Annotated in this window: 20 protein-coding genes; 11 read left to right on the top strand and 9 right to left on the bottom strand. The window is 64.2% G+C overall.

Going from position 1 to position 17,692, the window contains the following annotated elements:
- Window positions 1-27: 27 nt before the first annotated feature.
- Together Q7V31_RS10615 and Q7V31_RS10610 are read right to left on the bottom strand one after the other, a co-directional pair.
- A complete protein-coding gene (locus Q7V31_RS10615; RefSeq protein ID WP_304734115.1) occupies window positions 28-615 on the bottom strand; it encodes a DUF1465 family protein in 588 nt (195 codons plus the stop codon).
- Between the two features lie 324 nt (window positions 616-939).
- Window positions 940-1,140, bottom strand: coding sequence for a DUF1192 domain-containing protein (locus Q7V31_RS10610; RefSeq protein WP_304734114.1), 201 nt, complete (start codon window positions 1,138-1,140; stop codon window positions 940-942).
- 91 nt (window positions 1,141-1,231) lie between these two features.
- On the opposite strand from Q7V31_RS10610, the gene Q7V31_RS10605 reads away from it, so the two are divergent.
- The 3 genes from Q7V31_RS10605 to Q7V31_RS10595 all read left to right on the top strand — a co-directional run bounded on the left by Q7V31_RS10605 (window position 1,232) and on the right by Q7V31_RS10595 (window position 3,907).
- Window positions 1,232-2,230, top strand: coding sequence for an NAD(P)H-quinone oxidoreductase (locus Q7V31_RS10605; RefSeq protein WP_304734113.1), 999 nt, complete (start codon window positions 1,232-1,234; stop codon window positions 2,228-2,230).
- 179 nt (window positions 2,231-2,409) lie between these two features.
- On the top strand, window positions 2,410-2,970 hold the full coding sequence (locus Q7V31_RS10600) for a lipid-binding SYLF domain-containing protein (RefSeq protein ID WP_304734112.1): 561 nt from the start codon (window positions 2,410-2,412) through the stop codon (window positions 2,968-2,970).
- A 199-nt stretch (window positions 2,971-3,169) separates the two neighbouring features.
- On the top strand, window positions 3,170-3,907 hold the full coding sequence (locus Q7V31_RS10595; protein ID WP_304734111.1) for a DUF1013 domain-containing protein: 738 nt from the start codon (window positions 3,170-3,172) through the stop codon (window positions 3,905-3,907).
- Between the two features lie 259 nt (window positions 3,908-4,166).
- Here Q7V31_RS10595 and Q7V31_RS10590 read toward each other — a convergent pair whose 3' ends face one another.
- The 3 genes from Q7V31_RS10590 to Q7V31_RS10580 form a co-directional block, all read right to left on the bottom strand.
- Window positions 4,167-4,976 (bottom strand): SDR family NAD(P)-dependent oxidoreductase, encoded by an 810-nt coding sequence (locus tag Q7V31_RS10590; RefSeq protein ID WP_304734110.1) that lies wholly within the window; start codon window positions 4,974-4,976, stop codon window positions 4,167-4,169.
- Window positions 4,977-5,216: 240 nt separating this feature from the next.
- Window positions 5,217-7,118, bottom strand: a complete 1,902-nt coding sequence (locus tag Q7V31_RS10585; protein ID WP_304734109.1) for a propionyl-CoA synthetase — start codon at window positions 7,116-7,118, stop codon at window positions 5,217-5,219.
- Between the two features lie 71 nt (window positions 7,119-7,189).
- Window positions 7,190-7,645: a hypothetical protein gene (locus Q7V31_RS10580; protein ID WP_304734107.1), complete on the bottom strand. Its 456-nt coding sequence runs from the start codon at window positions 7,643-7,645 to the stop codon at window positions 7,190-7,192.
- A 571-nt stretch (window positions 7,646-8,216) separates the two neighbouring features.
- Here Q7V31_RS10580 and Q7V31_RS10575 point away from each other — a divergent pair.
- On the top strand, window positions 8,217-9,842 hold the full coding sequence (locus tag Q7V31_RS10575) for an acyl-CoA synthetase (protein WP_304734105.1): 1,626 nt from the start codon (window positions 8,217-8,219) through the stop codon (window positions 9,840-9,842).
- 317 nt (window positions 9,843-10,159) lie between these two features.
- Here the strand turns inward: Q7V31_RS10575 and Q7V31_RS10570 are convergent, their stop codons facing one another.
- The gene (locus tag Q7V31_RS10570) at window positions 10,160-10,339 is read right to left on the bottom strand and encodes a YdcH family protein (RefSeq protein WP_304734103.1); all 180 of its coding nucleotides are present in this window, start codon (window positions 10,337-10,339) and stop codon (window positions 10,160-10,162) included.
- A gap of 108 nt (window positions 10,340-10,447) precedes the next feature.
- On the opposite strand from Q7V31_RS10570, the gene Q7V31_RS10565 reads away from it, so the two are divergent.
- Together Q7V31_RS10565 and Q7V31_RS10560 are read left to right on the top strand one after the other, a co-directional pair.
- On the top strand, window positions 10,448-11,083 hold the full coding sequence (locus tag Q7V31_RS10565) for a UbiX family flavin prenyltransferase (protein WP_304734102.1): 636 nt from the start codon (window positions 10,448-10,450) through the stop codon (window positions 11,081-11,083).
- Window positions 11,080-11,286 (top strand): YdcH family protein, encoded by a 207-nt coding sequence (locus Q7V31_RS10560; RefSeq protein ID WP_304734101.1) that lies wholly within the window; start codon window positions 11,080-11,082, stop codon window positions 11,284-11,286. The genes Q7V31_RS10565 and Q7V31_RS10560 overlap by 4 nt, the downstream gene beginning before the upstream one ends.
- Before the next feature lie 206 nt (window positions 11,287-11,492).
- On the opposite strand, the gene Q7V31_RS10555 is transcribed toward Q7V31_RS10560, so the two are convergent.
- The gene (locus Q7V31_RS10555) at window positions 11,493-12,212 is read right to left on the bottom strand and encodes a GGDEF domain-containing protein (protein ID WP_304734100.1); all 720 of its coding nucleotides are present in this window, start codon (window positions 12,210-12,212) and stop codon (window positions 11,493-11,495) included.
- A gap of 163 nt (window positions 12,213-12,375) precedes the next feature.
- On the opposite strand from Q7V31_RS10555, the gene Q7V31_RS10550 reads away from it, so the two are divergent.
- The 4 genes from Q7V31_RS10550 to Q7V31_RS10535 all read left to right on the top strand — a co-directional run bounded on the left by Q7V31_RS10550 (window position 12,376) and on the right by Q7V31_RS10535 (window position 15,982).
- The gene (locus tag Q7V31_RS10550) at window positions 12,376-13,497 is read left to right on the top strand and encodes a pectin acetylesterase-family hydrolase (protein WP_304734099.1); all 1,122 of its coding nucleotides are present in this window, start codon (window positions 12,376-12,378) and stop codon (window positions 13,495-13,497) included.
- Window positions 13,498-13,630: 133 nt separating this feature from the next.
- Window positions 13,631-14,170, top strand: coding sequence for a 5-(carboxyamino)imidazole ribonucleotide mutase (gene purE / locus Q7V31_RS10545; RefSeq protein ID WP_304734098.1), 540 nt, complete (start codon window positions 13,631-13,633; stop codon window positions 14,168-14,170).
- Window positions 14,167-15,270, top strand: coding sequence for a 5-(carboxyamino)imidazole ribonucleotide synthase (locus Q7V31_RS10540; RefSeq protein WP_304734097.1), 1,104 nt, complete (start codon window positions 14,167-14,169; stop codon window positions 15,268-15,270). Before purE ends, Q7V31_RS10540 begins: the two co-directional genes overlap by 4 nt.
- A 94-nt stretch (window positions 15,271-15,364) precedes the next feature.
- A complete protein-coding gene (locus Q7V31_RS10535) occupies window positions 15,365-15,982 on the top strand; it encodes a PAS domain-containing protein (RefSeq protein ID WP_304734096.1) in 618 nt (205 codons plus the stop codon).
- Between the two features lies 1 nt (window position 15,983).
- Here Q7V31_RS10535 and Q7V31_RS10530 read toward each other — a convergent pair whose 3' ends face one another.
- Entirely contained in the window at window positions 15,984-16,670 is a 687-nt protein-coding gene (locus Q7V31_RS10530) for a COQ9 family protein (protein WP_304734095.1), read from the bottom strand.
- Window positions 16,660-17,253 carry a peptide deformylase gene (gene def / locus Q7V31_RS10525; RefSeq protein WP_304734094.1) on the bottom strand — a complete coding sequence of 198 codons (594 nt, stop codon included), beginning with the start codon at window positions 17,251-17,253 and terminating at the stop codon, window positions 16,660-16,662. Before def ends, Q7V31_RS10530 begins: the two co-directional genes overlap by 11 nt.
- A gap of 178 nt (window positions 17,254-17,431) precedes the next feature.
- Between def and rpsU the strand changes: the two genes are divergently transcribed.
- Complete coding sequence (gene rpsU, locus Q7V31_RS10520; RefSeq protein ID WP_304734093.1) at window positions 17,432-17,662, top strand: 30S ribosomal protein S21; 231 nt, start codon at window positions 17,432-17,434, stop codon at window positions 17,660-17,662.
- Window positions 17,663-17,692: the final 30 nt, after the last annotated feature.

Raw genomic sequence — 17,692 nt, 5'->3', positions numbered from 1 at the left:
GCTTTTTTGTCGATGAGGTCGGCGAAGTTACTCGGGCCGGCGCGTGCGGCGGCCGAATTGCGGGCGCGGAAAATCGGCGGAAAGGCTCTCGCGGAAAAACGCCTCGACGCGCTGCATCTGTTCGGCCAGCGGGTGGTTGAGCGCCGGCCCGGCGACCGGTTCCCTGAGCCGGGTATCGAGGCGCTCGACCCGCGCATAGAGCCGCTCCGACCGTTCGATCAGCTCCAGAAGGCGCTGCGGCAGAGCGTCGGCCCCGGCAAAGCGCGGCTGGCGGGCGATTTCCTTGGTGGCGAGGCGGTATTTCTCGGAATTGGCTTCCTCGGCCGTCATTTCGCCCTCATGCACCGCCTTGCGGACCAGAAGCCATGAGGCGACCTGCATCAGCCGCGTGGTCAGGCGCATGCTCTCGCCGGCATAGGCGAGCGAGGCCTCGCGAGGCAGAGTCTTTGCCGCCGCCCGGCCGTCACCGTCGAGATAGGCCGAGGTTTCCTCGACCAGCCGCATCCCTTCGCCATAGGTGCGCTGGAAGAGGCCTGAGGCCATGAATTCGCTCAAGGTGACGCATTCGGCTTCCGCGAAGCCAATCTCGTCGCCGGTGATCTCGTGAACACTCATCCCACAAACCCCTGAAATCGCGCCATTGCGGCACAGTCAGGGTCTGAGGGATCAATATCCGTGCCAGCGAGGGGTCAACGGACAAAAAAGAGCCGCGGGAAAGCCCGCGGCTCAAGTTCTAACAGGGAGGCGTCAAACAGAGTGGATAGGAGCCACTCAGAAATCCAGAGAACTGGATTACGCAAGGTCACCCTAGCGAGATCATTCCTAACAGGAAGTTAATCTTGTGGCAATTTGACGCGTCAACGACAAGATGAAAGGCACCCGAACATTGTGATACCGCAACTAAAAGCGCTGTATTTCTAATGCCTTAACTACGAGTGTCTATTTTTTGAACAATGCTTCGGCAGCCGACAGCGAACCGCGCTTTTTGACCATTTCGTTACGGATTCGCGCAATTTCGGCTTCAAGCGCGGTGATTCGTTCCTCCAGCTCTTCGAACCCGAGAAGGCTCAGATCCTCCTTGGCAAGCGCCGCCAGTGCCTCATTGCGGCGCTTGCGCGGCTCCAATTCGTCCCGTTCCATAACGCTCCGCCTCCAAGATCGTCCCCGGTTGCCAGTCTGGGGACAGCGGGCTAGACCTGCAAGCCGATCCGCCGACGAAGAGGTGCGCCCCTTGCCGAACCTGCCCGCGACCATGACGGCCATCGCCATCCGCGAGCCCGGCGGCCCGGACGTACTGGAAACCCGCCAGATTTCGCGCCCCGAGCCCGGCCATGGCGAAATCCTGATCAAGGTCGCGGCAGCAGGCGTCAACCGGCCGGACACGATCCAGCGCATGGGGCTCTATCCGCCGCCGCCCGGCGCTCCCGAAACACCGGGCCTCGAAGTTGCGGGCGAAGTGGTGGCAACAGGGCCGGGCGTCACGCTGTGGAAAGCGGGCGACAAGGTCTGCGCGCTGGTCGGCGGTGGCGGCTACGCCGAATACTGCCTCGCGCATGAAGCGCATACCCTGCCCGTGCCGCAGGGACTTTCGCTGACGGAAGCAGCGGCGCTGCCTGAAACCTTTTTCACCGTCTGGACCAATGTCTTCGAGCGCGGCGCGCTCAAGGCCGGCGAGACGCTGCTGGTGCATGGCGGCTCGAGCGGCATCGGCACGACGGCAATTCAGCTCGCCAGCATCTTCGGCGCCCGCGTGCTGGCAACCGCCGGCTCGGCCGAAAAATGCGCGGCCTGCCTGAAACTCGGCGCCGAGGCGGCGATCAATTACCGGACGCTGGATTTTGTCGCCGAAACGAAACGGCTGACGGAAAACCGCGGCGCCGATGTGATCCTCGACATGGTCGGCGGCGACTACATCCCGCGCAACATTCAGGCTGCCGCCACCGACGGCCGCATCGTCTCGATCGCCTTCCTCAACGGCCCGACGGCCGAAGTGAACTTCCTGCCGGTGATGCTGAAACGGCTGACGCTGACCGGCTCGACATTGCGGCCGCGCAGCATCGAGGAAAAGGCCAGCCTCGCCCGTGCCTTGCGCGAAAAAGTCTGGCCACTGATCGAAGCCGGCCGCGTAAAACCCTTGATTGACACGGTTTTTCCGCTGAAAGACGCCGCAAAGGCGCATGCGCTGATGGAAAAAAGCAGTCATATCGGCAAGATTATCCTGACGATCTGAGCCATTTTCCGGGTGCGGCCACATTCGCGCCTGAAATGATCACAGTCTGCCCCACATGTCGCCACAGGCGGCGCCGAAGGTCGGTACGTCGACGGCGTCGCCCGTCGCGCGTCGTTGCCTCGCGCGATGCCGCTTCCGGTCGAACAGACCTGCATTCCCATGACATGAAGGAAACTCCGATGAAAAACCTCAGACGATTCATTCTTGCGGCCGTCTTCGCCGCGGCGACGTCGGTTTCACTCGGCGCATATCAAGGTGCCCACGCGGCAACGGCCGAAGACCTCAACAAGGAAGCCGAACTCGCACTCGACAAGCTCTATGCGACAAGTCCGGTCGCCAAGGAGATTGGCGGAAAGGCACAGGCCGTGCTCATTTTTCCGAACGTCGTGAAGGCCGGCCTGATCTTCGGCGGCGCCTATGGCGAGGGCCTGCTGAAACAGGGCGGTGAAGTGACCAATTACTACAACTCCGTCACCGGTTCCTGGGGCCTGCAGGCGGGCGCCCAGTCTTACGGCTATGCGGTCTTCCTGATGAACGACGCGGCTGTGAACTATCTGGCCGAAAGCCGCGGTTGGGAAATCGGCGTCGGCCCGACGGTTGTGGTTGTCGACGAGGGCGTGGCCAAGAACCTCTCCTCCTCCACGCTCAAGGATGATGCCTATGCCTTCATCTTCGACCAGCAGGGTCTGATGGCCGGCGTCAGCATCGAAGGCACCAAGATCACCGTGATCAACCGCTAGGACCACGCGACCGCGCAAGACAGAGGCCGGAATCCCAAGGATTCCGGCCTTTTTGCGCTCCGCAGCCATTTCGCGGCGGCCGCATCATTCCGCTTTCATTGGCGTCTTTTTCGCCCTATATAACGCCCTAACTCATTCTTCGATGGACACGAAAAGCGGTTTATCCGGCGGGCTCGCCGGGTGGATCAGAGGAACCGACATGATTCAGCCCCTAATGCCCAAGGCGACCGCTGTCTGGCTGGTCGAGAATACCGCGCTGACCTTCGACCAGGTGGCCGATTTCTGCGGCCTCCATGTGCTTGAGGTGAAGGGCATCGCCGATGGCGACGTGGCACAGGGCATCAAGGGCATGGACCCCGTGGTCTCCGGCCAGTTGACGCGCGCCGAAATCGAGCGCTGCCAGAACGACCCGGACGAGCGCCTGCAAACCGCTGAAAGCAAATACAAATTGCCGCCCATGCCGGCGCGCAAGGGACCGCGCTACACGCCCGTCTCGCGCCGCCAGGACCGCCCGGACGCCATTGCCTGGCTGTTGCGCAACCACCCGGAACTGACCGACGCGCAGGTGGCGCGCCTCGTTGGCACCACCAAGCCGACAATCCAGAGCGTGCGCGACCGCAGCCACTGGAACGCGCCCAACATCAAACCGGTCGATCCCGTAACCCTCAGTCTCTGCTCGCAAATCGAGCTCGACGCGGCGGTCAACAAGGCCGCCCGCAAGGCCGAACGCGAACGCAAGAAGGCCAACAAGGCGGCCGGTATTTCCGAAACGCTGCTGCCGGCGAGCGAAACCGCGCCCCAGCCCGCCGAACCGCTGCACGCCACCATCGCCGCGCCGGAAAAGAAAGCGGAAGACGAGGAGCGCAAGAGCTACGACGCCGACAGCGTGTTCGCGAGCCTCAAGGACGTCAAAATCGACAGCGACGACGAGGCGTAACCCCCCCCCTCTGTCACGAAACTGTCATAAAACTGTCACAAACACCCGGAATTTTCATCCGTCTACGGATGATACGGGTTTTTTGAAAAAACTTATCCCCGCTTTTGCGCGACCCCGCCGGATGACGGCGGGGTTTTCGTTTTTGCAAAGCAGGTTTTGCAGGGCGGGGATAAGTGCCGGCGCACGATGCGCTGAGCGTCGCGCGACACGAAAGCGGGGATAAGTCGACTTATCCCCTCCCCTTCATCCGCCTGTCGTCCTACCGCTTCACCGGCGGCTGGGCGAGGTAGTTGAGGGAGAGGCGGCCGCCATCGGCATAGATGGTCTGACCGGTCATGTAGCTGGCGGCGTCGGAGGCGAGGAAGACGGCGACGGAGGCGATTTCCTCCGGCTGGCCGACGCGGCCCAAGGGCGTGCGCGACATCATCACCTTCTGGGCTCGTTCATCCGTGTTGACGGCGCCGGCCATCGGCGTCGCGATGGTGCCGGGGCCGATCGCGTTGACGCGGATGCCGTAAGGCGCCAGCGACAGCGCCATCGCCTCGGTCAATTGCTTGACGCCGCCTTTCGACGTCACATAGGCGGTCTGGTCGGCGATGGCGAGAACGGCGTTGATCGACGACATGTTGATGATGGTGCCGGGCGGGCCGCCCGCCTCGATCTGCTTGACCATTTGCTGCGCGGCGGCCTGGCCGACCAGGAACTGACCCTTGAGATTGATGCGGATGACGCGGTCGAACTCTTCTTCCTCGAGCGTCAGGAAACTGGCACCCTTCGAAACCACGCCGGCATTGTTGACGAGAATGTCGAGGCGCTCGAAAGCATCGGTCGTCGCGCAGACGAGATTGCGCACGTCGAGCCGCTCGCCGACATCGCAATGGCGGAACACCGCCTCGCCGCCGCGATCGACGATGTCGGCCGCCACCGCCGCGCCGGCTTCCTCGTCGATATCGCAGACCATCACCTTGGCGCCCTGATCGGCAAAGGCATGCGCGACCGCGCGACCGATGCCGCTGGCACCGCCGGTGACGATCGCCACCTTGCCCTTGAGAGTTTCGCCTGCGGCCATGGGAATGCTCCGGTTTCGGGGACGCCGGTTTGGGAGGGGGCGTTATAGCACCTGAGGGATGTGAGGGGGAGAGGCAAGAGGGGCGGCAGGTTGCGCCTTTCACGTCCCTCTCTTGCCGTCATTGCGAGGCCCGAAGGGTCGAAGCAATCCAGAAGCGGCATGTACGGTGCTTGCCGCTTCTGGATTGCTTCGCTGCGCTCGCAATGACGTTCATGAAGACAGAGGAAAGTCCGCCGCCCCTTACCTCCCCAGCCCCGTCTTCAGCGCCGCTTCGATTTCGCCGAGCACGGCCGGGTCGTCGATGGTGGCGGGCGTGTCCCATGTCTCGCCGTCGGCGATCTTGCGCATGGTGCCGCGCAGGACCTTGCCGGAGCGGGTTTTCGGCAGGCGCTGGACGATGATGGCGGTCTTGAAGGCGGCGACGGGACCGATCCGTTCACGGATCAATGACACCGCCTCGCGCTCGATCTCGCCCGCCGGCCGCGCGACGCCCGAATTGATGACCAGAAAGCCGACCGGCACCTGGCCCTTCATCGGATCGGCGATGCCGATGACGGCGCATTCGGCGACGTCGGGGTGCGCAGCCAGCACTTCCTCCATGCCGCCGGTCGACAAGCGGTGGCCGGCAACATTGATGATGTCGTCGGTGCGGCTCATCACATAGAGATAGCCGTCCTCGTCCATGAAGCCGGCATCGGCCGTCTTGTAGTAGCCCGGATAATCGGCGAGGTAGCTTTCGCGGAAGCCCTGTTCGTTCTGCCACAGCGTCGGCAGGCAGCCCGGCGGCAGCGGCAGCTTGACGACGATGGCGCCTGTGGTGTTGGGCCCCACCTGTTTGTTGGCCTCGTCGACGACATGGATCTCGTAGCCCGGCAGCGGCACCGAGGGCGAACCGTATTTGACCGGCAGGCGCTCGATCCCCATCGGGTTTGCGACCATCGGCCAGCCGCTTTCGGTCTGCCACCAGTGATCGATGACCGGGCGGCCCGACAGTGCCTTCTCGGCCCACTGGATCGTGTCGGGATCGGCGCGCTCGCCGGCGAGATAAAGCACCTCGAATTTCGTGAGATCGTATTTGCCGACAAGCGCGGCCTGCGGGTCTTCCTTGCGGATGGCGCGGATGGCGGTGGGCGCGGTGAACATTGCCTTGACGCCATGCTGCGAAATGATGCGCCAATAGGTGCCGGCATCGGGCGTGCCGACCGGCTTGCCCTCGAAAAGGATCGTGGTGCAGCCATGCACCAGCGGGCCGTAGACGATGTAGCTGTGGCCGACGACCCAGCCGACATCGGACGCCGCCCAGAACGTGTCGCCGGGATTTATGTCGTAGACATTCTTCATCGACCATTTCAGCGCCACCATGTGGCCGCCATTGTCGCGGACGACGCCCTTGGGCTTGCCGGTGGTGCCCGAGGTGTAGAGCACATAAAGCGGATCGGTGGCGGCAACGGGGACGCATTCGGGCCGCGCATTGGCGGCCGCGGCCTTGTCCATCTCGGATTTCCAGTCGAAATCGCGTCCGGCAACGAGCGTGGCCTTCTCCATTTCGCGCTGGAAGACGATGGTGGCCGAGACCTTGTGCGTGCTCATCTCGATCGCCTTGTCGAGCAGCGGCTTGTAGGCGAGCACCCGGCCGGGCTCGAGGCCGCAGGAGGCCGAGACGATCAGCTTCGGCGTCGCATCGTCGATGCGGGTTGCCAGCTCCTTCGGCGCGAAGCCGCCAAAGACCACCGAATGGATCGCGCCGAGCCGCGCACAGGCGAGCATGGCGACAGCGGCCTGCGGCACCATCGGCATGTAGATCAGCACGCGGTCGCCTTTCTCGATGCCGCGGCGCTGCAACACGCCGGCAAAGAGCGAGACTTTCTCGAGGAGTTCGGCATAGGTGAATTTCTTGACATGACCGAGCATGGCCGAGTCATAGATCAGCGCGGTGCGCGCGCCATGGCCCGCCTTGACGTGACGGTCGAGCGCGTTCCAGCAGGTGTTGGTTTCAGCGCCGACGAACCAGCGCGAGAGGCCATCTTTGACTTCAAGGATTTGCGTGGCCGGCTTGAACCAGTCGATCTCCTTGGCCGCTTCGGCCCAGAAGCCCTCAGGGTCCTTTTTCCAGGCGTCGTAGGTGTCCTTGTAGCTGGCCATCGCGTGGCGTCTCCCCCGTGAGTTTCTTGTTGGGGCGGTTTTAGCACGGGTGGCGCGATTTCGGGAATGCGTCAGCGCCGTGGCCGATCGGCGACGGCACCGCGCCAGAAGAGGAGGGTGAGATAGAGAGCTACAGTGGCGAGGACCGGGACAAAGATAGCGGCCAGAAAGAGTGCATCTGCAAATGTTCGGGGGTTGGGATAGGCGAGAGCCATACCCAAAATCAGCATGCCGAAAAGAGCCGCGAACAGAATGAACATGCCGGTCGAAAGATGAAGCAGCATCCGACCGGGCATCGATCGGGGTTTCGAACCCCGAAGAAGATGATAGCCACAGCAACCGGTAGCCGCCGCGCCGCTCGCCGGAAATAGCATCAGAGCGAGATGGTAGAAGTATCGATCAAAACCGTATGAACGGCCGGAGAGGCTCAACAGCTGGGGTCCGTGGACGTAGATGCTTGCGACTGCTGCGAGGCACATCAGCCCGGCGAGAAGGATTCCGGCGATGCCGAGTATGCGCCTTGTCATCCGAAGCCGTCCGTCTGCGTTGGGTCCGTGAAGAGACTAGCACAGCGGGTTTCGGGGTCGAGGGCCGAGGGTGGGGGCGGGCGTATCCCACTCTCGTCACCCCCGGGCTTGACCCACTGCTGTCCGGTTAAGAGGAGTAGGTTTTGATTCAAACCGCTTGTGGCACTTTGCCTTCTCCCCTTCATCGTCATGACCCGGCTCGTCCGGGTCATCCACGTCTTTCTTTCTTCCTTTCTTCCTTTCGGCTTTTCCATGACGCAAAGACGTGGATGGCCCGCATAAAGCGGGCCATGACGGTTTTGGGTTGTGAAAAATGCAGCGCTCCAGCAACCGAGTCCGCTTAACCGGACAGCAGTGGGTCAAGCCCGGCAAAGACGAATTGGGGGTTGGGGAGTAGAAAAAAGCTGATGCAACAAGTGCCGGGGTGACACTTCTACTTTTGGTTTGTTCAGTGCTCATAAAATGCGCAGGCGGCAAACACGCAAGTCTCCCCCTCGCCCGCCTTGCCGCTGCCTCACCCCCTTAGTAACGTCGGCGAAACATCCCCTCCCCCGCGCGCCACGAGGCTCCCATGACCAATCCCTATGAAACCGGTCTCGACAAGAACCCGGCCAATCACCAGCCACTGTCGCCGCTGAGTTTCCTGAAGCGGGCAGCCGAGGTTTATCCCGGGAAAGTCGCGGTGGTGCATGGGAGCCTGCGCCGCGACTATGCGACGCTTTATGCGCGCTGCCGCAAGCTCGCCTCGGCGCTCAGCGAACGCGGCATCGGGCTTGGCGACACGGTGGCCGTGATCGCGCCGAACATTCCCGAAATGCTGGAACTGCATTACGGGCCGGCGATGACGGGCGCGGTCGTCAACACCATCAACACGCGGCTCGACGCCGCCGCCATCGGCTTCATGTTCGATCACGGGGAAGCAAAGGCGCTGTTCGTCGACCGGGAATTTGCGGGGCTGGCCAAAGAGGCGCTGGCGCTGGCCAAGGTCAAGCCCTTCATCATCGACATCGACGATGCGTTTTACGACGGGCCGGGCGAGAAGATCGGCGAGACCGATTATGAAAGCTTCATCGCCGCGGGCGATCCGCATTTCAACTGGCAATTGCCGGCCGATGAATGGCAGGCGATCAGCCTCAACTACACCTCGGGCACGACGGGGAACCCCAAAGGCGTCGTCTATCACCATCGCGGCGCTTACCTGCTTGGCATGGGCAATATCGTGACGGCCGGGATGACGGGTTCGTCGGTCTATCTCTGGACGGTGCCGATGTTCCATTGCAACGGCTGGTGCTTCACCTGGTCGATGAGCGTGGTCGCGGGGACGCATGTGTGTTTGCGCCGCGTGACGGCTGAAAACATTTTCAACGCGATTGCCGACCACAAGGTGACGCATATGGCCGGCGCGCCGACCGTGATGGGGTTTCTGATCAACGCGACCGCGGAAGAGAAGAAGCCGCTGCCGAATGTCGTGAACTATTTTGCCGCCGCCGCGCCGCCGCCCGCCGCGACCATCCGCAAGCTCGAGGCCGAAGGCTTCAACGTGATCCATGTCTATGGCCTGACCGAAACCTACGGGCCGGCGGTGGTCAACGCCTGGCATGACGAATGGGACGAGATGGAGACCGGCGCGCGCGCCGAAGTGAAGGCGCGGCAAGGCGTCAACTACGTGGTGCTGGAAGGGATTTCGGTGCGCGACCCCGAAACGATGGAGGAAGTGCCGCGCGACGGCGCGACCATGGGCGAGGTGATGTTTCGCGGCAATGTGGTGATGAAGGGCTACCTCAAGAACCCGAAGGCGACGAGCGAAGCCTTCGCGGGCGGCTGGTTCCATTCCGGCGATCTCGGCGTCTGGCATGCCGACAATTACATCCAGCTCAAGGATCGCTCGAAGGACATCATCATTTCGGGCGGCGAGAATATTTCCTCGATCGAGGTCGAGGACGCGCTCTACAAGCATCCGGATATTCTGGAAGCCGCCGTCGTGGCACGGCCGGACGAGAAATGGGGCGAGACGCCTTGCGCCTTCGTGACGGTGAAGGCGGGCGCAAGCCTGAGCGAGAAAGATGTGATCGACCATTGCCGCGCCAATCTCGCCCATTTCAAATGCCCGAAGACGGTGATCTTCACCGATCTGCCGAAGACCTCGACGGGCAAGGTGCAGAAATTCAAGCTGCGCGAGAAGGCGGAAGGGCTTTAGGAAGGAAGAATTTTCACGCGGAGACGCGGAGGCGCGGAGAAGAAAGCAAAGTGAAGAGTTCGCACGCGAAGACGCGAAGACGCGAAGAAGAAAGGGTGATTGCGCCTTCGGCGCGAAGATTCTTCCGGCGCGAAGCGCCAACAATTTCTTGCCGTTCGATAAAATCTTCCTTCGCGCCTTCGCGTCTTCGCGTGACCAATCCTTCTCTTCTCCGCGCCTCCGCGCCTCCGCGTGCAAAACCTTCCTTAAGACCCCCGAAATGCAAAGCGCCGGGCTTGGGAGCCCGGCGCCGGTATGATTTATCTGCTGTCTGGGGGTCAGGCCGCGGATCGTTCGCCGCTCAGCCTTTCGATTTCCTCTTTCAGTCGAAGCCTCTGCTTTTTCAACTCCGCGATATGCAGATCGTCGCTGCTCGGGTGGTGAATCTCGGCCTCAATCGCATCTTCCAGCGTCTTGTGGCGGTCGCGAAGCTCGGCAATGTGAGACTCCAGAGCCATTCCATTCCGTCCTTTCGTTAAGCCTCAGATGCCCAAAGTCTGACTCTTTTCACTGTCCTTGTCGAACCCCACTCGCAAAGAAACGGCAGGCATTGTAAACGTGAGGTTATGGACATAACCGGCAAAACCCCGCCCCGCCTTGTCGTGGGAATCTCCGGCGCCTCGGGCGTCGCCTATGGCGTGCGCCTGCTTGAAATGCTCGGTTCACTGGGCGTCGAGACGCATCTGGTGATGACAAGGGCCGCCGAGATGACGCTGGGCTATGAAACCGGCCTGAAGCCGAAGGATGTCGAGGCGCTGGCGCATACCCGCTACCGGCTGGACGATATCGGCGCGGCGATCGCGAGCGGTTCGTTCAAGACGCTCGGCATGATCGTCGCCCCCTGTTCGGTCCGCACCATGTCGGAGATTTCGACCGGCGTCACATCGTCGCTGCTGACGCGGGCCGCCGACACGATGCTGAAGGAACGCCGCCGGCTGGTGCTGATGGTGCGCGAGACGCCGCTCCATACCGGCCATCTGCGGACGATGACGCAATTGTCGGAAATCGGCGCCATCATCGCCCCGCCGGTGCCCGCGCTTTATACGCAGCCCGGCTCGATCGACGAGATGGTGACGCAGACCGCGGCGCGCATGCTCGACCTGTTCGGCCTCGAAGCGCCCGAGACGCAGCGCTGGGGCGAGGACCTGAAACAGGGCCGCCGCGCGCCGGTGCGCAAGCCCCAAGGCAAGACGCGCAAATGACCGAGCGGGAAGAACGGGAACTCCGGGAGCTGCTGGCGACGCTCAGGGAAGAGCATCGCGATCTCGACATGGCGATCTTTGCGCTGGAAACGACGCCGCGCCCCGACCATTTGCAGATCAAGCGGCTGAAAAAGCGCAAGCTGCATCTGCGCGACCGCATCCAGGAAATCGAGGACATCCTGCTGCCGGATATCACGGCCTAGGACATATTCCAGCATCCCCACCCTCCCCTTGAGGGAGGGTCGAAAAATTCGAGCGGCACGCGAGAGTTTTTCGGGGAGGGGTAAGCGTGGAACTTCAGCGCATAATCGGCAGCGCGCCATTTGCCGTCAGCGGAGCACCCCTCCCCAAACAAGCTGCGCTTGTTTGACCCTCCCTCAGGGGGAGGGTGGGAAGAAAGAGCGGCCGCTCACTCTTCGCGGCGCTTGGCCTCGTACATGGCCTTGTCGGCACGGGCCAGCGCCTGATCGGCTTCGTCCTCGCCGGTGAAGGAGACCGCACCGACCGAAATCGTCAATGGCAGTTCCTTGCCCTCGAATGGCAGCGGGCGCGAAGCAACCAGCTTTGCCAGACCGGCCGCCTTGGCTTTGGCCATTGCCTCGTCGGCCCGCACCAGAATGACGCCGATCTCGTCGCCGCCGAGACGGCCGACAATGTCGGTCTCGCGGATATTGTCGAGCACCAGCTTGGTCAGGTGATGCAACGCCGCGTCGCCGGCCAGATGGCCATGCACGTCGTTGACCTGCTTGAAATTGTCGATGTCGAAATAGACGAGGCCGGCCGGCTCGCCATAGCGCCGCCCGAAAGCGATGACGCGGCTGAGTTCGCGCACAAAGGCGCGGCGATTGAGGACGGGCAGCAGGGGGTCGTGATCGGCAAGCTTCTCGGCTGCCCGCAGGCGGTCCTGCATCACCGTCATGTCGCGCCGGAGGCGGTCGACCTCGCCCATCAGCGCCATCAGCGCGTCGCGCACGGCAGGCGTGATCTCGGCCTCGGGGATGCCCATGATGCTGGCCGTGTCGCTGACCATGCGCCCGCCCGCCGCCGCCGCGGCGCCGCGCGCCTTCTCCCGCTCGCGCGCCGTGGCGGAGCCGGTGTTGCTGACGGGTTTGGTGTCGCCGATCTTCATGGGCGGTTTGCCTGCTTGCCGCGATTCGCCATCGAAAATGCCATCTTTCGACCGCAAGCGCCATGCGAACCGGCACCGGCGGGCCGCAGGACGGGGCTAGGCCGGTGGCCCCGGCCCCGCCATAATCGGGCCGACAACCGCCCCTTTTGAGGAATGATTCGCCATGACCGCATCGACCCCGAAAAACACCGGCGGATTTGCCCTCGGCCTGATCGCCATCGCGCTGGTCGCCTGGGGCGCCTTCACGACGATGCGCGGCGGCCCGGCAGACGCGCTGCCCAAACTGGCGGCGCTCGCACCCGGCTGGACCACCATCGCGCCGGGCGGTGAAACCTCTTGCGCGCATGGCACGCCGTTCGAGTTTCATGTGAAGCCCGGCCGCGAAGACCGGCTGTTCGTCTTCTTCAATGGCGGCGGCGCCTGCTGGAACGGGGCGCAATGCGCGCTCGAAGAAGAGCCGACGCCCTATATCCCGACATCGCAGATCGACCACAACGACCCGCGCAAACTGAATGGCGTCTTCAACGCCGAGCACGCCGAAAACCCGCTGACGGACTGGACGCAGGTTTTCGTCACCTATTGCACCGGCGATGTGCATCTGGGCAATCGGGACGTCACCTATGACAGCGGACAAGAAGAATTCACGATCCGTCATCGCGGCCGCACCAATGTCCGCGCCGTGCTCGACTGGGTCTACCGCAATGTGAAGGCGCCCGAACGCGTCTTCGTGGCCGGCGGCAGCGCCGGCGCGATCGCCGCGCCCTGGTATGCGGTCGAAATCGCCGAGCAATATCCGGATGCGGGCATCGCGGTGCTGGGCGACGGCGCCGGCGGCTACCGCGATCCGGGCGTCGCAGCGCTGATGGAGAACTGGGGCTTTTTCGACGACGCCCCGGTCTGGGTGAGCGATGGCGGCACGCCCGGCACGTTCGAGGAGATCTGGCGCCGCGCCTCGATCGCCGCACCGAACCTGACGCTGGCGCAATTCGACAATGCCTATGACGACGTGCAGGAGATGTTCCTGAAACTGCTCGGCACCGAGGCGCGGCTGCACCGGCTGATCGAGGCCAACCGCAACGACCTCGCCGCCACCATCCCCGGTTTCCGCTCCTATGTCGCCGGCGGCACCCCGCACACGCTGATCCGCTTCGACCGTCTTTATGCGTATGAAGTGGAGGGCGTGCGGGCGGTCGACTGGGTGCGCGACCTCGCCGAAGGCAATGAAGGTGGAAGCGTCAGCTGCGGCAGCGCAACGGCATGCGCGCGCGAGCCGGGGGCGCAATAGGGCCGGAATCTGCCGGTTTCCGCCCCCTCCCCGCCTTCCTTGCCAAGTCGCCGCCCATGCCTATACTGCCCCGCTTTCCGAAACCGGCGGGCCCCTCTGGCGCCCGCCAGATCGTGGAGCGCGCGGACGACGGATGGCAGCGAAGAAGCCCGGCGCAAAGGGGCCGAAAACCCCGGCGAAATCCTCAAAACAGCCGCTGGTCGGCATCATCATGGGCAGCCAGTCGGACTGGCCGACCATGAAGCACGCCGCCGAGGCGCTGAAGGCGCTGGGCGTGGCGCATGAGACGCGCATCGTCTCGGCCCATCGCACACCCGACCGCATGGTCGACTATGCGAAGTCGGCGCGCGACCGGGGTCTCAAGGTCATCATCGCCGGCGCCGGCGGCGCCGCGCATCTGCCGGGCATGACGGCATCGCTGACCGCCCTGCCGGTTTTCGGCGTGCCGATCCAGTCGAAGGCGCTGTCGGGACAGGACAGCCTGCTTTCCATCGTGCAGATGCCGGGCGGCATTCCGGTCGGCACGCTGGCGATCGGCGAGGCGGGCGCCAAGAATGCCGGTCTGCTGGCCGCCGCCGTGCTGGCGCTGTCGGATGCGGGCCTGGCCAAGCGCCTCGATGCCTACCGCGCCGCGCAGTCGGCCGCTGTCGGCACCGCGCCCGAGGGCAAATGATGGCACCGGTCGCGCCGGGCGGCACGATCGGCATTCTGGGCGGCGGGCAGCTTGGCCGCATGCTGGCCATGGCGGCCGCCGAACTCGGCTTCAAATGCCACATCTATTGTCCGGACACGGAAGTTCCGGCCGCCGACGTCGCCGCGGCGCTGACCCGTGCGCCTTACGAGGATGCGGCAGCATTGGCCGCCTTCGCCGATGGCGTCGATGTCGTGACTTACGAATTCGAGAATGTGCCGGCCGAAACGGCGCGCATCCTGGCCGAACATGCGCCCGTGCGCCCCGGCCCGCAGGCGCTGGCCACCGCGCAGGACCGGCTGACCGAAAAGAATTTCCTCGCCGCGCAGGGCATCGCCACCGCGCCCTTCGCCGATGTGGCGTCAGCCGCCGATCTCGACGCGGCGCTGGCACAGATCGGCACGCCTGCCATCCTGAAGACGCGGCGCCTGGGCTATGACGGCAAGGGCCAGGCGAAAATCGGCCGCGCCGAAGAGGCCGCCGCCGCCTGGGATGCCATCGGCCGGATGCCGGCGATCCTCGAAGGCTTCGTGCCGTTCGAGCGCGAAATCTCGGTGGTGGTGGCGCGCGGGATCGACGGCGAGACGGCCGCCTATGATCCGGTCGAGAACATCCACAAGGATCACATTCTCGACCGGACATATGCGCCCGCCGCGCTCGACGCGGCGCTTGCCGACGCAGCCCGCGCCATCGCCGCCCGGATCGTTTCCGCGCTCGACTATGTCGGCGTGATGGGCGTCGAGATGTTCCTGCTGCCGGCCGGTGCAACGCCGCGACTGGTCGTCAACGAGATCGCGCCGCGCGTCCACAATTCCGGCCACTGGACCATGGACGCCTGCGCGGTGAGCCAGTTCGAGCAGCATATCCGCGCCATTTGCGGCTGGCCGCTCGGGCACCCCGACCGCCATGCGGACGCCGTGATGACCAACCTGATCGGCGACGCGGCCGGCCAATGGGCCGTCCTTGCCGCCGAACCGGGCGCCAAGCTTCATCTCTACGGCAAGGCGCAAGCCCGGGCCGGCCGCAAGATGGGCCATGTCAACCGGCTTTTCCCGCTGGGAACGCGCCCACCGGTTACCTGACGTTAATAAGCGGCCTTCACCCTGTCGGTGGATGAAACGGAAGTTTCGGTTCCACATGCCCGGAATGGCAGGGACCGGACGGGAGAGGCCACCGATGGACTGGGCCGGGACGGAGAAGTGCGCCGACGGCGATATGCGCTGGCAGCGTCTGATGGCGGAAACGGCGCCGAGCGCCGGCCGGGCAACGGATGCGCCCATATTCGGCCCCGCAGCGCTGGCCGATCTCCATGCCTACTGGTCCACGCTCCCCCGCAGCGGCGGCGCGCCCGCCGACGCCGCTTTCGATCCGCTCGAAATCGCGCAATGGACGCCCGACATGACCATCATGTGCCTGCTCGGCCCGGACGATATCCGCTTCCGGCTGGCCGGCACCCGCGTCGCCGAGCGCATGGCGCATGACCCGACCGGCACCAACATACTCGACCTGCTGGCCGATGCCTCGCGCCTGCAGGTCTGCCGGGATATGCATGAAATCGCCTTCCGGCCCTGCGGCTATCATGCCCGCTACATGAACGTCTACGGCTCGGGCCGCGTGTCGCATGTGCAGAGCCTCTATCTGCCACTGCAGCCGCCGCCGGGCCAGCCGCCGCGTCTGATCGCCGTTCACGCACCGGAAGAAGCGCTGGAATATCAGCAATCCGCCGAGCGCTCGGTCTGCGCCACCTCGATCGACGAAATCGTCTGGATCGATACCGGCAGCGGCACGCCCTGAGCTATTCCCGGTAACGCAGACGTCCGAGCAGCGCAAAGGGATCGGGCAGTTTTTCGACCATGCCGAGAACCGACGCCTTGGCCTTCTCGAAACGCATCACGTCCTCGATGCGGGCGTCGAGAAAGGCCCATGTGTCAGCAAAGCCGTCCGAATGATCGGACAGCCAGCGCAGCGTGACCGCCGAGTAGACGCCGGCCAGCGTTGCCCGCTTGGTGTAGAAATTGAAATCGGTGGAGGTGTCGCCGGCGGCGCGCCAGATCGCATCGACCGTGCGGTAGAGCGCGCGGGGGCCATGCGTGCCGGATGTCGGCAGCGCCAGCAAGGTGATGGCGCGGCGCAGCGCCTCGCGATGCGGCACATCGGCCTCGATGCGGGCGCGCACGGCGCGCGTGATACGCTGGCGGACTTTCATCGCCGCGAGATCTTCTTTCGCCAGCGCTTCTTCCATGCGCCGGTCGCCATCGGCCAGGAAATAGTCGACAAGATCGAGCGTGCCGCCCGGAAAGGCCAGCCGCATCTCGTTGTGACCGATGCCGGCCGCCGCCGCCGCTTCGCGCATCAGCCGCGGCGTCCAGCCATCGAAAGCGACATGCGGCAGGGCGGCCGCCAGCAGCTTCGCCCGCGCCGCTTGCACATGGCTTGCCCGGCCGGTGCGCGTGCCGGGACGGGCCGTGGTCTTATCGGCCATCGGTTGCCTCCTTGTCTTCCGCTTCCGCCGCTTCGATCTGCGCGGCAAGCATGGCACGGGCCTCGCTTTCGAAAATCAGTTCGCCGAGATCGTCCATCCGCTGCGGATAGAGAATGCCGTCGAGATGATCGCATTCATGCTGCACGACGCGGGCATGAAAGCCGCGCGCCCGGCGCTCGATCGCCTCGCCCTCGGGCGTCACGCCACGATAGCGGATATCGGTCGCGCGCCGAACCGCGCCCCTGAGACCCGGCACCGAAAGGCAGCCCTCCCAGCCTTTTTCGGTTTCATCCGTCAGGATTTCGATTTCGGGATTGATGAGGACGGTGAGCGGCGCCGTGTGATCGAAAATCTCGGCTTCGTCGACCGCCTCGCCGGCCCGCTCGGCCGGGGCCTGGAAAATGACGATCCGCCAGGGCTCATAGACCTGGGGGGCGGCGAGCCCGGCACCATTGGCGTCGATCATCGTCTCGATCATGTCGCGCACCAGCGCCTTGACCGCCGGCGCGGTGGGATCGGGGACGGGACGGGCGATGCCTCTGAGCACCGGATGCCCCATGCGGGCGATTTTGCGTATGGCCATGTCGGCAATATGAGGCCGTGGCCCGGCGGCGGCAACGGGGCGGAATGCCTCGCTTTTCAGGGGTCGCCGGTGGGGACGCAGTGGACAAAACCCTCATCCTTTGCTAGACAAGCGGCACTCTTGCGGGGGGCGCTGTCCCGTCCGCACTTAACCCATTGAAACTAGACAGGTTTTTCTCGTGCAGGTACTCGTTCGCGACAACAATGTCGATCAGGCCATGAAGGCCCTGAAGAAGAAGCTTCAGCGTGAAGGCGTGTTCCGCGAAATGAAGCTCCGCAACTTCTACGAGAAGCCCTCCGAGAAGCGCGCCCGCGAAAAGGCCGAAGCCATCCGCCGCGCCCGCAAGCTGGCCCGCAAGCGCGCCCAGCGCGAAAGCGGCGTCCCGGCCCCCGTCGTCGTCAAGAAATAAGTCCGGTCTTTCAGAGACCGACAGCAACGC

The organism is Parvibaculum sp., assembly GCF_030651915.1.
Taxonomy (GTDB): Bacteria; Pseudomonadota; Alphaproteobacteria; order Parvibaculales; family Parvibaculaceae; genus Parvibaculum.
This window is presented reverse-complemented; position numbering and strand designations above follow the sequence as displayed.

Excerpts from the sequence above, each read along its gene's own strand:
- Q7V31_RS10615 (WP_304734115.1), bottom strand. The coding sequence starts at position 615 with ATGAGTGTTCACGAGATCACCGGCGACGAGATTGGCTTCGCGGAAGCC.
- Q7V31_RS10610 (WP_304734114.1), bottom strand. The coding sequence starts at position 1,140 with ATGGAACGGGACGAATTGGAGCCGCGCAAGCGCCGCAATGAGGCACTG.
- Q7V31_RS10600 (WP_304734112.1), top strand. The coding sequence starts at position 2,410 with ATGAAAAACCTCAGACGATTCATTCTTGCGGCCGTCTTCGCCGCGGCG.
- Q7V31_RS10595 (WP_304734111.1), top strand. The coding sequence starts at position 3,170 with ATGATTCAGCCCCTAATGCCCAAGGCGACCGCTGTCTGGCTGGTCGAG.
- Q7V31_RS10590 (WP_304734110.1), bottom strand. The coding sequence starts at position 4,976 with ATGGCCGCAGGCGAAACTCTCAAGGGCAAGGTGGCGATCGTCACCGGC.
- Q7V31_RS10585 (WP_304734109.1), bottom strand. The coding sequence starts at position 7,118 with ATGGCCAGCTACAAGGACACCTACGACGCCTGGAAAAAGGACCCTGAG.
- Q7V31_RS10580 (WP_304734107.1), bottom strand. The coding sequence starts at position 7,645 with ATGACAAGGCGCATACTCGGCATCGCCGGAATCCTTCTCGCCGGGCTG.
- Q7V31_RS10575 (WP_304734105.1), top strand. The coding sequence starts at position 8,217 with ATGACCAATCCCTATGAAACCGGTCTCGACAAGAACCCGGCCAATCAC.
- Q7V31_RS10570 (WP_304734103.1), bottom strand. The coding sequence starts at position 10,339 with ATGGCTCTGGAGTCTCACATTGCCGAGCTTCGCGACCGCCACAAGACG.
- Q7V31_RS10565 (WP_304734102.1), top strand. The coding sequence starts at position 10,448 with ATGGACATAACCGGCAAAACCCCGCCCCGCCTTGTCGTGGGAATCTCC.
- Q7V31_RS10560 (WP_304734101.1), top strand. The coding sequence starts at position 11,080 with ATGACCGAGCGGGAAGAACGGGAACTCCGGGAGCTGCTGGCGACGCTC.
- Q7V31_RS10555 (WP_304734100.1), bottom strand. The coding sequence starts at position 12,212 with ATGAAGATCGGCGACACCAAACCCGTCAGCAACACCGGCTCCGCCACG.
- Q7V31_RS10550 (WP_304734099.1), top strand. The coding sequence starts at position 12,376 with ATGACCGCATCGACCCCGAAAAACACCGGCGGATTTGCCCTCGGCCTG.
- purE (WP_304734098.1), top strand. The coding sequence starts at position 13,631 with ATGGCAGCGAAGAAGCCCGGCGCAAAGGGGCCGAAAACCCCGGCGAAA.
- Q7V31_RS10540 (WP_304734097.1), top strand. The coding sequence starts at position 14,167 with ATGATGGCACCGGTCGCGCCGGGCGGCACGATCGGCATTCTGGGCGGC.
- Q7V31_RS10535 (WP_304734096.1), top strand. The coding sequence starts at position 15,365 with ATGGACTGGGCCGGGACGGAGAAGTGCGCCGACGGCGATATGCGCTGG.
- Q7V31_RS10530 (WP_304734095.1), bottom strand. The coding sequence starts at position 16,670 with ATGGCCGATAAGACCACGGCCCGTCCCGGCACGCGCACCGGCCGGGCA.
- def (WP_304734094.1), bottom strand. The coding sequence starts at position 17,253 with ATGGCCATACGCAAAATCGCCCGCATGGGGCATCCGGTGCTCAGAGGC.